The sequence below is a fragment of the Planococcus beigongshangi genome, from assembly GCF_016820495.1.
GTDB classification, from domain to species: Bacteria; Bacillota; Bacilli; order Bacillales_A; family Planococcaceae; genus Planococcus; species Planococcus beigongshangi.
The window spans coordinates 245,381-258,582 of the sequence record NZ_JADHDU010000001.1; the positions used below are offsets into that span (position 1 = coordinate 245,381).

Below are 13,202 nucleotides of genomic sequence, written 5' to 3' on the forward strand. Positions count from 1 at the left end.
AGCGGGCTGAGCCTCCTCGCTCGCTTCGCTACCTGCGGGGTCTCAGGACACGCTCTTAATCCTGCAGGAAAGACATTGGCCGAAGCAGGCGAGGTCAAGTCTTTGCGACAAAGCCGGCGAAGCGGCGGAGGAGCACATGTTTGCACTTCGCTGCCTTGCGCTTATTCATCTGAGAGACTTCTCTCAGCGCCAGCGTGGCTCTGGAGCAGGCGAATGCCGACCGGAGCAATAAGACGAGTGTTCTTCTCGGCTTATTGTGGGAACCTGGTCCATAGCGCCGAAGCGATTAATTAGTAGAATCAAGACATAATCTTCTAGTGAGCGAGAAATAGAAACAAAGAAGAAACGCTCGGCCGAGCGCCGGGCGTTTCTGTTTTTCATTGAACAGGGATATACTGTCTGTTGAATGAAGAACAGAAAAAGAGGAGTGTTTGCGTATGCGGAATTTGCCGAAACGATTGAAAAAAGGGGATACGGTCGGGGTGATTTCACCGTCGAGTCCGCCAAATCCGGAAAACCTGGAAAAGGCGCTGCCTTTTTTGGAAGAGCTTGGATTGAAAGTGAAGATGGGGAAATCTGTACGTGAGAAATATGGCTATCTGGCAGGCGACGACGATGCGCGCCTTGCCGATTTGCACGACATGTTCGAAGATCCGGAAGTGGCGGGAATCATTTGCGCGGGAGGCGGATACGGCGCTGCGCGTTATGCGGACCGCATCGACTACGCGATGATCAAAGAGAATCCGAAAGTGTTCTGGGGCTATTCCGATATCACCTTCTTGCATACGGCGATCGGACAATACTCGGATTTGGTGACATTCCACGGTCCGATGCTTGCTTCAGATGTCGGGAAGGATACGTTCCATGAACGGAGCCGCCGCATGTTCGGCCAGCTGTTCAGCCCATTCGAACTGTTTTATTCCGAAGAAGTTTCAGAGCTGACGGCGCTTAGCGGCGGTGCGGCGGAAGGTGAATTGGTCGGCGGCAACCTGTCGTTGATTCGCAGTTCGATCGGCACGAAATTCGAATTGGACGTCAAAGGCAAGATCCTTTTGATAGAGGATATCGACGAAGAACCGTACCAGGTGGATGAAATGCTCAACCAGCTCCGCATGGCCCGCAAATTCGATGAAGCGGCGGGCATTGTCATCGGCGACTTTAAAAACGCTGAGCCGAAAAAGCGGGAGAAATCATTGACGCTGGATCAGGTTTTTGAAAATTATTTCAGTGGCCTGCAAGTGCCGGTCGTCAAGGGCTTCAAGATCGGCCACTGCGAACCGCATTTCTCAGTGCCGCTCGGCGTTAAGGCACGTCTCGATGCGGATAATAGATCATTGACGATTTTACCGGGAGTGGAATGATATGGCTGCGATAAAATCCATTACAAGTTACCGGACTGCCGTGCCGTTGAAGAAACCCTTCAAAACGGCGCTGCGCACAGTGACTGTTGCGGAAGCTGTAGTCGTTCATATTTTGACGGAAGACGGCCGGAGCGGGTTTGGTGAAGCTCCGCCGACCCACGTCATCACGGGTGATTCACTCGACAGCATCGAATTCGCTGTCGAGTTGATCGGCGCCGCCTTGATTGGCATGGATATCCGCCGGCGTGAAAAGGTTTTTCAAAAATTGCATGCATCGATGATCGGCAATACAAGCGCTAAAGCTGCGATTGATACCGCCCTCTATGATTTGATGGCACAGGCGGCGGATATGCCACTCGTTGATTTCCTCGGCGGTTACCGCCATGAATTGGAAACGGATTTTACGGTATCGGTCAATTCACCGCAGGAAATGGCGGATGATGCCGGACAATACATAACAGAAGGGTTCGATGTGCTGAAGATCAAAGTGGGCATCGGGTCAGTCGAAGAAGATATCAAACGGATCAAAGCGATCCGGGAAAAAGTGGGGTATGATGTGCTGCTCCGGCTTGATGCAAATCAGGGCTGGGAAGCGAAGTCAGCTGTGCGCGCTATCCGCCGGATGGAAGACGCGGGACTTTCGATCGAATTGATCGAACAGCCGGTTCATGCCAAAGACATTGAAGGCCTGAAGTTCGTCACCGATAACACGATGACCGATATCATGGCGGATGAAAGCATCTTTTCGCCGAAAGATGCGCTGCGGGTGCTGCAGCTGCGTGCCGCGGACCTGATCAATATCAAATTGATGAAAGCGGGCGGAATCCATCAGGCGCTGAAGATCAATGCGCTGGCGGAAGCTTACGGAGTCAATTGCATGACCGGCAGTATGATCGAAACGAAATTGGGGGTCGGGGCAGCGGCGCATTTTGCGGCCAGCCAGCCGAACATCACCCGCTTCGATTTCGATCCGCCACTGATGCTGAAGGAAGATCTGTTGCCGGGCGGCATCGAATATGAAGGGAAGACGATCCGTTTTCCTGAAAAATCGGGACTCGGCATCGACAGCGATTTATTTCTTAAACGACTAAAAGGACGGAGTGGATGAAAATGTACCAGACCGAATCGACAGTGTGGGTCTGCAGTGTACCAGTGGCGACTGTCTGGACGAGTCCGGAAAGCGTCCGGGAAGTCGACGCCCACGGCACTGGGGAAACCGTCAGGATCAATAAATGGATTGAAACGATGAATGAACTGGAAAATCATGATTTGACCCATAGCGGCCGCATCCAGACGCAATTGCTGTACGGGGAACCGGTGGTTTTGGGGGAAGTGCTGGACGGCTGGGCGAAAATCGTTGCCGTCTGGCAGCCGAGCAGCAAAGATGAGCGCGGGTATCCAGGGTGGGTGCCTTTGCATCAGCTGAAAGAAACGACGGTAATGGATGAAATGGGCTATGTTCGGGTAACGGTGCCGAAAGCGCAATTATGGTCAAACCGCTCGAAACCGCTTCTGGTCGTGCCGTTCAATACGATTCTGCCTGTCAAACAAAAGGGGGAGTCGATCTGTGTTCAGACTCCGCAAGGCGAAGCTTTCATCAAAGCGGAAGCGGTGCAGTTTATTCCTTCGATCGACAGGATTCCAGCAGGCAGCGGCCATAACATTGCGCAGCTGGCAGAGGATTTTCTTGATCTGCAGTATTTCTGGGGAGGCATGTCGAGCTACGGCTATGATTGTTCCGGCCTCAGCTATAATATGCTGAAGGCGAACGGCATCATCATCCCGCGGGATGCCCATGACCAGGCAGCGGCAGGCGACGGGATCGATAAGGACAATCAAGAGGATTGGCACATCGGAGATCTTTTGTTTTTCGCATACGAAGAAGGTAAAGGAAGGATCCATCATGTCGGCATCTATTACGGCAATGGGCAGATGATCCATTCCCCGACTCCCGGAAAAGCCATTGAAATCATCGAGCTGGCCGGCACGGTCCATGAAAAGGAATTGTGTGCGGTGCGCAGGTTCATACAGGAGGAATACAACCATGACAACTGAGACTCTATTATCCGTAAAAGACCTGAAGCGCCATTTTGATCTTGGCAAAGGAAGTACGCTGAAAGCGGTCGATGGCATTTCGTTTGATATTAAACGGGGTGAAACGTTTGGGCTTGTCGGCGAATCGGGCTGCGGCAAATCGACCGCCGGACGCACGATCATGGGGCTTTACAGCAACACCGACGGCTCCGTCGAATATGATGGAGTCGATATCCATAAAATGTCGGAAAAAGAACGTTTCGATTATCTGCGCAATATGCAGATGATTTTCCAGGATCCCTATGCGTCGCTTAATCCGCGTTCGACCGTATTCGAAATCATTGCGGAGCCCATGCAGGTCCATGGCCTCCATAAGGATAAAAAATCCTTGCAGGCACGCGTCCATCAATTGCTTGAAGACGTCGGCCTGAACCGGGATCACGCGAACCGCTATCCGCATGAATTTTCGGGAGGCCAGCGCCAGCGCATCGGCATCGCACGAGCTTTGGCACTGGATCCGGATTTCATCATTGCAGATGAGCCGATTTCGGCACTGGATGTCTCGGTACAGGCGCAGGTCGTTATGCTGCTGCAGAAATTGCAGAAGGAAAAAGGGCTGACATATCTGTTCATCGCCCACGATCTCAGCATGGTCAAATACATCTCCGACCGCATCGCCGTCATGTATCTGGGGCATATGGTCGAACTCACGACATCTGACCGTCTTTATGAAAATCCGCTTCACCCTTATACCTCGGCACTTTTATCCGCCATCCCGATCCCGGATCCGGATATCGAAGAAGCGCGTGAACGTGTCATTCTGGAAGGGGAGTTGCCAAGCCCGATCAATCCGCCGAGCGGCTGTGTCTTCCGTACCCGCTGCCCGCATGCGATGGCCGTCTGTGCGGAAAAGGTTCCGGTATGGCAGGAGCAGGAGCCGGGGCACTTTGTCGCGTGCCATTTATACGAACAATAAATTTTATACAAGCAGAACTAAAAAATTTAGATATACATTGCTTCGGCACTCTGGACAAAGCTCCGGTAATAAGCCGGAAGACCACTCGTCTTCTCCCTGGTCGGCATTGGTCTGCTCTATATCTTGAGAAATCTCTGTTTATACTTACACTCAAGTGTTTCATTAATGATAATTCTCCGCTTTTATGATATAATAAACAGATACTGTTTCTTAAAGAGAGGCGTGGATAGCAATGGCATTTCAACCACATGAAAAAGAAGTATCGGAATTCGTAGCGGCCCGGCGCATCGGAGAATGGATCACATTCTCACGCAATAACGTCGAGGTATCAGGAACTATTTTTAAAATCATGGACAACTCGGTGATCGTTGAAATTTCACCGGAAGATGCAAAGGAAATCGGCGCAGCTTCCAACATGACCGTGATCTCACATAAGAAATATACACCAGTCGAATAATTCAGCCAAAACTCCTGTCAGCCGCAGGGGTTTTTTCTTTGGGCTTTTGTTTTTACAGCTTTTCATGATTTCTTTTACAAAATGTGCCTTATTATGCGTTTCAATCTTCATCGGTTTTTGGTAAAGTAAGGTAGAATGAAATAAGAAGATTTTGAATCGCCATAAAAGGGGATATTACATATGATATTTGATTTCAAGTTTTGGCATTATTTCGTCAGACAGGGCCAGCTCATACATAATCTCGACAACTCGGAAATGCGTAATTTCAATAAGCGTCTTGCCTGGCTTTTCAGTCTGGGCCTGCTGCTGTTTGCGCTGCGTGAAATCTGGGGGATGAACACGGCGACATTGACGCCATATCTGGTCGAAGGCGATATTGATGCCTATACGCTTGCCCGCTGGGTTTCGCTTGCAGGCACATTGATCTGGGCCGGGATCTACCTGTCGTTCCATACATACGGAGTGGCATTCCTGCTCAACAGCCTTTTGGATGTGCCGTGGCGTCAGGCATTGGTCATGCAGACATATGTAACGGCCATCCTCCTTATCGAAAAGGCATTGCTGTTTTTCATTTTCGCTTTGCTTGGCTATGCGACCTCGTTGTCCGTATTTTCCTTCGGCCCGCTCGCTTCGCTGATTTTCGATCATCCGTTCATCATTTTGACGTTTAACCAATTGACCATCTTTACATCCCTTATCATCGCGATCCAGTATCGTTTCCTCCGCAATTATGTGAAGTTCACTCCGCAGCTCCTTTTATTCGGATTGATCCTGCTCCATATCCTGGTTGCGATTTTCATCGGCGCGCTCAGCTTTGTGCCGATTGCGGACATACTGGCTGGCTTTACGGAAGGAGGCGGTTCAGTTGAATAAATTCTTTATGATCGGATTATCGATTGCCGTCACTGCCTTTATCGCCAGCAACGCGATTCTTTTGTTCAGTGATAAAAGCCTCGTGGATAAAAAAGTCTATATCAGTGAATACGAACGCACCTATACAAGCACGTATACCGAAAGATTGCCGAAAGAAGCAGTGACAGCACCGCTGGGAGTCACGGAAGTTTTCATCCAGGACAGCGAAGCCGTCGAACAATGGATCATCAACGAAGGCGATTATGTCCAGGCTGGATCCCAACTGGCGATGCTGAACGAATCGGAAAGCGAAGAACAGCGCGCGATTTGGGAAGCGCAGCAATCAGCGCTTGAATCAGAGCTGAGCGAAATCCAAAACACGAAGAGGGCGCTGGAATCGGAACGTCCGCGCCAAACGCGCCCAACCACCAATTCTTCGTCAGACCGGGATACGGTAACGAATGAAGACGGCAATACCGTTGAACTCGATCTGTCAGTCTCGATGGAAGTCGAAATTCCGCAGGACGGTTCTTATGCCGCCGGAATTGCAGAAGCCGATCAGCGCATCGCGGCTATTGAAACACAATTGGCCGTCATCAGCGCGCAATTGGATCAAAGCATGGCGAATCCCGCACTTATCAGCCCGATCGAAGGGATTGTGGGGGACATCGATACAGATTCACAGCCGATGAGCGTTGAGATTTATTCCACAGAAAAATTAATCAGAACCTACGTCATCGAAGAGGAATGGATGGATGTAAGTCCGGAAGACCGCGTATTCGTCCAGATCGACGGCCTCGCCCAGGCGATGTCTGCGACCGTCCTGAGCGTATCACAGCTGCCGGCCCAGGATTCCAAATGGCTGGAAGCTTATCGTGCACTGGATCCAGTGGATCAGCATAATCCGATCGCGATTTACGAAGTCCTCATCATCACGGATGAGCCGATCACAGACACCGTTCCTTACGGCAAGACCGCCAATGCCTCGATCATCATCAATGAAGCATCCGACGCAGTCGCCCTGAAAGAAGCGTGGCTCTATGACCGCTACGACGGATCCGCGAAAACATACATCCTGAACCGCTTCGGCCGGACAGAAGCCGTGGCAGTCGACATCGCATTCGACCTGGACGGGAAAGCCGTCCTGAACAGCGGCGTGCAGCCGGGGGCCACGGCCATCGAGCATGACCGCCACCGGTTTGCGAAGGGGCCGCGTGCATTCCTGCCGTTCCCGGGCACCAAGCCGGATGTGGAATATGCCAAGACCGTCAACTGGCGCAATTATATTGAATATCTTTTGGCAAGATAATGGAGAGACCCGTGAGCGGCTGCTTGCGGGTTTTTTGTTTGGGGTATTGGTGGGGGAAAGATGTGGTGTGGGGGTTATGTCACGGATAGCTGGATTTGTTTGATGGATGGACGAGTTTGTTTAACGGATCAGCGTATTTGTCTCACAGATAGCATGGTTTATTTCACGGATAGCGCGTTTAATCTCAAATATGGCATTTTCGATCGGTTTCTCTGGATGGCCAGTGGATTTTATTCCATGGATAAGCAGATTAATCTCACAACTGCCGGATTTTTTATAAGAGCCATTATTCTTTATTGCAAAAAATGGTACCATAAGGAAATGGTAGTTACAGAAATGGAGTGGGAATGATGAACGGAACGGATTGGCGGTTTAAGATTGCCCACCGGGAAGCGCTGATCGGTATAGGGCTGGCGCTGTTCAATTTTGTGTGGTGGTTCGGCTTTGCGTATGGCATGGGTTCGGGGCCAGTCGAAGAATATACATATGTGTTCGGGTTGCCGGCCTGGTTTTTTTACAGCTGCGTCGTGGGATTTCTGCTGATCGCGGTACTCGTCATCGTCATCGTGAAGTTCTTCTTTGTAGAAGTGCCGTTTGATGAGGAAGAGGAGGAGAAAAGATGAATTATTCCGTTTTGATCCCGATGATCATCTTTTTGATCCTCATCTTTTTCATCGGCTACTGGTCGAGCCGCAAGCTGGCGTCGTCTTCGAATTTTGTCAGCGATTACTTCCTCGGGGGCCGGGAGCTTGGCGGTTTTGTGCTGGCGATGACGATGGTCGCGACATACGGCAGCGCTTCGAGTTTCCTCGGCGGTCCAGGGACTGCATACACGATGGGCTTCGGCTGGGTGCTGCTCGCGATGTCACAGGTGGTCACCGGTTATTTCGTGCTGATGATCCTCGGCAAGAAATTCGCCATCATGTCGCGCCGCTATAAAGCGGTGACGATGATCGATTTCTTGAAAGCCCGCTACAACAACAGCAAAACCGTCGTTTTATTGTCTGCGCTCAGCATCATCATTTTCCTTTTCTCAGCGATGGCGGCGCAGTGGATCGGAGGGGCGCGGCTGATCGAGTCGCTCACCGGGCTGTCGTATAATTCGGCGCTGTTCCTGTTTGCGGTAAGTGTGCTCATCTACGTCACGATCGGCGGTTTCCGCGCCGTGGCACTGACGGATGCTGTGCAGGGGGCGGTCATGCTCGCCGGCACGGCAATTCTGCTCGTCGCGGTGATCATCACCGGTGGCGGCATCCCGAATATCGTGCAGGATCTATTCAATGAAAACCCGAATCTCGTGACACCCTACGGAGCGGAAGGCGATTTGACGGCTGCATATGTGTCGTCGTTCTGGATCCTGGTCGGCGTCGGTGTTGTCGGCCTGCCGCAGATTGCGGTTCGGGCGATGTCTTATAAAAACTCGCGTTCGATGCACCGTGCACTGATTATCGGTACGCTCGTCACCGGCATCATCATGCTGAATATGCACCTGATCGGCGTCTTTGCGCGCCCGATCCTGCCGGGCATCGAGGTCGGAGACACAGTCATTCCGTTAATCGCGCTCGAAACCTTGCCGCCGTGGCTTGCGGGAATCGTCCTGGCAGCTCCGATGGCGGCGATCATGTCGACAGTCGATTCGCTCCTGTTGATCGTCAGTTCCTCGATTGTCCGGGATGTCTATTTGAATTATATAAAGCCGGAAGCGGATTTAAAAACCATCAAACGCATTTCTTTCGGTGTGACGGGTGCGCTTGGCGCAGGTGTCTTCCTATTGGCACTGGACCCGCCGGATTTATTGATCTTCCTGAATTTATTCGCGTTCGGCGGTTTGGAAGCGGCCTTCATCTGGCCGGTCGTCCTCGGGCTTTACTGGAAATGGGGCAATAAATACGGGGCGATCGCATCGATGATCACAGGTATCACCACGTATATCGCGCTGCATTTCTACAATCAGGAATATGGCAACCTGCTCGGCGTCCACACAGTGACGTTTCCAGTGATGCTGTCGCTCCTGGCATTCATCGCCTTCAGTCTGCTGATTGACCGGAAAGCGTACAGTTATGAAGCATAGCGATTCACTTTAGCAGCCAATAAAAACCGAAAGAAGGCATGACCGGATTGAAACCATGGAAAATTTACCTGATCCTGACGGGCGTCATGCTCATCTGGGGATTTAATCTCGCCACAGTTAAATACATGATTGAATTCGTCGAACCGGTCACGTTGACGGCGTTCCGGATTCTGTTGGCCGGAGTTTCGGTTTTCATCATATTGGCTTTTTTCCGGCTGCTCAGCTGGCCGTCCTGGTTCGATTGGAAATTCATCCTGCTCGGCGCCTTGCTGAATGTCGTGGCACATCATTATTTCCTGTCGAACGCGCTGACGATGACCACCGGCACGAATGCCGGACTCATCCTCGGCACAGGTCCGATGCTGACGGCCGTGCTCGTGTCGCTCATCATGCGCAATTACCCGTCGCGCCTGCAATGGCTCGGTGTGGTGATCGGCCTGGCCGGCGTCATCATCACGGTACGCGTCGGCAGCGGTCCGGCGAACGGCATGAATTTCGGCGATCTGCTCGTCTTCATCTCGATCCTGGCGCAGGTCTTCAGTTATATCGTCATCGCCAATGCAGCGAAAAATCTGGATCCGCGGCTGATGACCGGCTATATGTTCATCACCGGATCTGTTGTGCTGTTCATCATCTCCCTCATCCAGGAGCCGGGGGGGATGGCAGCATTCGGCGATGTGCCGCCGATTTTCTGGTATGCCTTCGTCTTCTCCGCTGTGTTCGGCACTTCGGTCGGCCACATGCTCTATAATTACTCGATCGGCCAGGCGGGACCGACCAAAGCGGCGATTTTCATGAACCTCAATACGCTGTTCTCACTGGTTGCAGCGTCCATCATTTTAAATGAAACCATTCTGCCCGGGCATCTTGGCGGATTCGTCCTCATCGTGATCGGTGTCCTATTCGGCTCAGGTGCCGCAGAAGACCTGTTGGCTAAAAGAAGAAAACGGTTCAGCGGAGGCTGAGCCATTTTTTATGGTGTTCTTAGCAGCCGAATTTTACTAAATGCTCTGATTTATCTCCAAAACCTGACCGCTATGTCTTGTTCTTAAGCCCGTTATTATTTATGATGAGGACAAAGGGAGATATGAGATGGACTCCTGAATGATCTTGAAAATCCGCCCTGTCATTATTCGCGGTGATCTGAATATAATAGAAGAAACTAACGAATGGAACGGAGATTATTATGACATTATCCCTTAACCCGCGGGCGGAAGCGCTCAGAATTTCCGGGATCCGCCAGTTTTTCAACCAGCTGGTGGATTATCCCGATGCCATCAATTTGACGATCGGCCAACCTGATTTCCCGACGCCGGAAGCGGTGAAACAAGCAGGCATGGCTGCGATTGAAGCGAATAAAACCAGCTATTCCCATAATGCGGGGCTGATCGAGCTGCGCCAGGAAGTGGCGTCGTTTTTCAGCGACACGTATAAGCTGACATACAATCCCCAAACAGAAATCATCATCACGAATGGCGCCAGCGAAGCGCTGGATTCGCTGCTGCGCACGATTCTGGAAGAAGGCGACGAAGTCATCATCCCGGCGCCATGCTATACCGGCTATGTGCCGCTGGTTGAGCTGAACGGCGGGAAAGCGGTTCTTTTCGATACATCCGATACGGGCCTGGTGCCGGATCCTGAACGCCTTGAAGCCGCCATCACCGATAAAACAAAAGCGGTGCTGTTCAATTTCCCCTCAAATCCGACCGGTGTCAGTTTGACGAAAGCACAGACAGACGCGTTGGTCGAGGTATTGAAAAAACACGAAATCTTCATCATTTCAGATGAAATCTATTCCGAGAACGTCTTCGAGGGTCAGCATGTTTCATTCGCGTGCTATCCTGACATCCACAATCGGACGTTCCTGGTGCACGGCCTGTCGAAATCGCATTCGATGACCGGCTGGCGCATGGGATTCCTGCTCGGACCGGAAGAATATTTGAATCATGTGATCAAAGTGCACCAATACAATACGGTTTGTGCTTCGCTGCCGAGCCAGCATGCGGCAATCGAGGCGCTGCGCAATAACCGGTCAGTGCCGGAAGAAATGAACGATGCCTATAAAATACGCCGTGATTACGTTTACGGCAAGCTGCTGGATATGGGATTTGATGTCGTCAAACCGACCGGCGCATTTTACATATTCCCCTCAATCGAGAAATTTGGCCTGTCGTCGTTCGAATTTGCAACGCGCCTGTTGAAAGAAGGGGGAGTAGCGGCTGTGCCTGGTTCGGCATTCACTGCATATGGTGAAGGCTTCCTCCGGATTTCGTATGCCTATGCGATGCCGACTTTGGAGCAGGCGATGGAACGGCTGGCCGAATGGCTGGCGACAATGAAGAAGATAGAGAGGGGATGACGTATGGAACTGCTGTGGAATACACCGGAAAAGTTGCAGGATCTGCTTTGTGAAATGGTAGGCTGGAAAAGTATTACGCTGTCTGAAGGGGAAGTGGAATTCGCTTTCAAGCTGAAAGAGAAGCTTGAATTGATCCCTTATTTCCAAAAGAATCCAGAAAAAATTCATCTCGGTGAAGTGAATTGGGACCGCCAATACGTCACGGCTCTCTATAAACATCCGGAAGCAACCGACACGATCGTATTGATGAGCCATTTTGATACGGTCGAGACGGAAGAATACGGCGATCTCGAACCGCTTGCCCATAAGCCTTTGGAACTGACGGAAGCGTTGAAGGATTTCCGCGACGAGCTGGACGAATTTGCACGTGCGGACCTGGATTCCGGTGACTACCTGTTCGGTCGCGGCGTCATGGACATGAAAGCGGGGCTTGCGATGCATATGGCGATGCTTGAAAAAGCTGCAGCCAATGAATGGCCGGTCAATCTGCTGTTGTTGACAGTTCCGGACGAGGAAGTCAATTCTGCCGGAATGCGCTACAGCGTGAGTAAATTGCTGGATCTTGAACGCGAATTCGGGCTGGAATATATTTTATTCCTTAATGGTGAACCTTCGTTTGCACAGAAACCGGGTGACCAGGATCACTACATCTATACAGGCTCGATCGGCAAAATCATGCCATCCGCCATGTTCTACGGCAAAGAGACGCATGTCGGCGAACCGTTGTCCGGCATCACGTCGAGCTATATCTCAACATACCTGACCCACCGGATGGAATGGAATCCGGCGTTCAAGGAAACGGTGTACGGCGAAACGACGCCGCTGCCGGTGACCCTGACGCAGCGTGATATCAAGAATTCCTATTCGGCGCAGACCCCGTACCGCACGTTCGCGATGTACAACGTCTTCACGATGGAGCACAGCGCTGATGAAGTTTTTGACTTGTTTGAAGGAGTGGCAAAAGACGCCGCTGCGCATTGCATGGAAGATTACCTCGCGATGTGCCGCAGTGAAAACATTGAACCGGTAGGCGAGATCCGCGTCATGCGCTATCAGCAGCTGATGGAATACGCACTTGAAAAATTCGGGCTCGATTATTTCAACGATTTGATCCGTGACACACTCATGCACCCGGAATGGGATGTCCGCGAAAAATCGATGCATATCACCGACATCCTGCTGCTGAATTGCCAGGAGCTGACGCCGGCGATCGTCCTCATGTTCGCACCGCCTTATTATCCGGCGGTCAATTCATCGGAAGACGAACTCGTCAAACGCTGCGTCGCTCAAATCACCGAAAATGCGGAAGCCAAATTCGGGCATAAGCTCAATCAAATCCATTATTTCAACGGCATTTCCGATCTCAGCTACGTCAATTACGGCGACCAGGAAGACGGCTGGATCACATATGAAAACAACACGCCGATCTACGGCGATTCCTACAGCATCCCGTTCCAGTCCATGAAACAATTAACTGCGCCGGTGCTCAACATCGGCCAATTCGGCAAAGACGCCCACAAACGCACCGAACGCCTCCACATCCGGAACGCGTTCGAGCAGATGCCCGCGCTGCTGGAAGAAATGATCTTGAGCATACCTGTGAAAAGCCGCCTGTGAGGGGGCTTTTTTTGGTGGTGAAAGGGCGGTGAAGATATTTGGGGGCGTGAGATAAATAGGAGGCGTAAGATAAAACCGGTTATCCGTTAAGTACATCACGCTATGTGTTAAACAAACGAGCCTATCTGTGAGACAAACTCTGCTATCCGTGAGATAAACCTCCCCC

Annotated in this window: 12 protein-coding genes; all 12 read left to right on the forward strand. The window is 51.4% G+C overall.

Features of this window, described 5'->3' with window-relative positions; genetic code table 11:
- The first annotated feature begins 437 nt into the window (after positions 1-437).
- The 12 genes from IQ294_RS01235 (at position 438) to IQ294_RS01290 (ending at position 13,036) form a co-directional block, all read left to right on the forward strand.
- Entirely contained in the window at positions 438-1,361 is a 924-nt protein-coding gene (locus IQ294_RS01235) for a S66 peptidase family protein (protein ID WP_203332201.1), read from the forward strand.
- A gap of 1 nt (position 1,362) precedes the next feature.
- Entirely contained in the window at positions 1,363-2,469 is a 1,107-nt protein-coding gene (locus IQ294_RS01240; protein ID WP_203332202.1) for a mandelate racemase/muconate lactonizing enzyme family protein, read from the forward strand.
- Positions 2,466-3,416: a C40 family peptidase gene (locus IQ294_RS01245; protein WP_349291311.1), complete on the forward strand. Its 951-nt coding sequence runs from the start codon at positions 2,466-2,468 to the stop codon at positions 3,414-3,416. Before IQ294_RS01240 ends, IQ294_RS01245 begins: the two co-directional genes overlap by 4 nt.
- Positions 3,406-4,371, forward strand: coding sequence for an ABC transporter ATP-binding protein (locus IQ294_RS01250; RefSeq protein WP_203332203.1), 966 nt, complete (start codon positions 3,406-3,408; stop codon positions 4,369-4,371). Before IQ294_RS01245 ends, IQ294_RS01250 begins: the two co-directional genes overlap by 11 nt.
- A gap of 232 nt (positions 4,372-4,603) precedes the next feature.
- Complete coding sequence (locus IQ294_RS01255) at positions 4,604-4,828, forward strand: DUF2187 family protein (RefSeq protein ID WP_033540947.1); 225 nt, start codon at positions 4,604-4,606, stop codon at positions 4,826-4,828.
- A gap of 180 nt (positions 4,829-5,008) precedes the next feature.
- Complete coding sequence (locus tag IQ294_RS01260; RefSeq protein ID WP_238942579.1) at positions 5,009-5,701, forward strand: hypothetical protein; 693 nt, start codon at positions 5,009-5,011, stop codon at positions 5,699-5,701.
- The gene (locus IQ294_RS01265) at positions 5,694-6,989 is read left to right on the forward strand and encodes an efflux RND transporter periplasmic adaptor subunit (protein WP_203332204.1); all 1,296 of its coding nucleotides are present in this window, start codon (positions 5,694-5,696) and stop codon (positions 6,987-6,989) included. The genes IQ294_RS01260 and IQ294_RS01265 overlap by 8 nt, the downstream gene beginning before the upstream one ends.
- Before the next feature lie 350 nt (positions 6,990-7,339).
- Positions 7,340-7,612: a YhdT family protein gene (locus IQ294_RS01270; RefSeq protein WP_203332205.1), complete on the forward strand. Its 273-nt coding sequence runs from the start codon at positions 7,340-7,342 to the stop codon at positions 7,610-7,612.
- Complete coding sequence (gene panF / locus IQ294_RS01275; protein ID WP_203332206.1) at positions 7,609-9,060, forward strand: sodium/pantothenate symporter; 1,452 nt, start codon at positions 7,609-7,611, stop codon at positions 9,058-9,060. The genes IQ294_RS01270 and panF overlap by 4 nt, the downstream gene beginning before the upstream one ends.
- Positions 9,061-9,107: 47 nt before the next feature.
- A complete protein-coding gene (locus tag IQ294_RS01280; RefSeq protein ID WP_203332207.1) occupies positions 9,108-10,025 on the forward strand; it encodes a DMT family transporter in 918 nt (305 codons plus the stop codon).
- 221 nt (positions 10,026-10,246) lie between these two features.
- The gene (locus tag IQ294_RS01285) at positions 10,247-11,419 is read left to right on the forward strand and encodes an aminotransferase class I/II-fold pyridoxal phosphate-dependent enzyme (protein WP_203332208.1); all 1,173 of its coding nucleotides are present in this window, start codon (positions 10,247-10,249) and stop codon (positions 11,417-11,419) included.
- Positions 11,420-11,422: 3 nt separating this feature from the next.
- The gene (locus IQ294_RS01290; protein ID WP_203332209.1) at positions 11,423-13,036 is read left to right on the forward strand and encodes a M20/M25/M40 family metallo-hydrolase; all 1,614 of its coding nucleotides are present in this window, start codon (positions 11,423-11,425) and stop codon (positions 13,034-13,036) included.
- Positions 13,037-13,202: the final 166 nt, after the last annotated feature.

Coding starts and splice junctions, on each gene's coding strand:
- IQ294_RS01250 (WP_203332203.1), top strand. CDS start 3,406: ATGACAACTGAGACTCTATTATCCGTAAAAGACCTGAAGCGCCATTTT.
- IQ294_RS01235 (WP_203332201.1), top strand. CDS start 438: ATGCGGAATTTGCCGAAACGATTGAAAAAAGGGGATACGGTCGGGGTG.
- IQ294_RS01240 (WP_203332202.1), top strand. CDS start 1,363: ATGGCTGCGATAAAATCCATTACAAGTTACCGGACTGCCGTGCCGTTG.
- IQ294_RS01290 (WP_203332209.1), top strand. CDS start 11,423: ATGGAACTGCTGTGGAATACACCGGAAAAGTTGCAGGATCTGCTTTGT.
- IQ294_RS01270 (WP_203332205.1), top strand. CDS start 7,340: ATGAACGGAACGGATTGGCGGTTTAAGATTGCCCACCGGGAAGCGCTG.
- IQ294_RS01255 (WP_033540947.1), top strand. CDS start 4,604: ATGGCATTTCAACCACATGAAAAAGAAGTATCGGAATTCGTAGCGGCC.
- IQ294_RS01260 (WP_238942579.1), top strand. CDS start 5,009: ATGATATTTGATTTCAAGTTTTGGCATTATTTCGTCAGACAGGGCCAG.
- IQ294_RS01285 (WP_203332208.1), top strand. CDS start 10,247: ATGACATTATCCCTTAACCCGCGGGCGGAAGCGCTCAGAATTTCCGGG.
- panF (WP_203332206.1), top strand. CDS start 7,609: ATGAATTATTCCGTTTTGATCCCGATGATCATCTTTTTGATCCTCATC.
- IQ294_RS01245 (WP_349291311.1), top strand. CDS start 2,466: ATGAAAATGTACCAGACCGAATCGACAGTGTGGGTCTGCAGTGTACCA.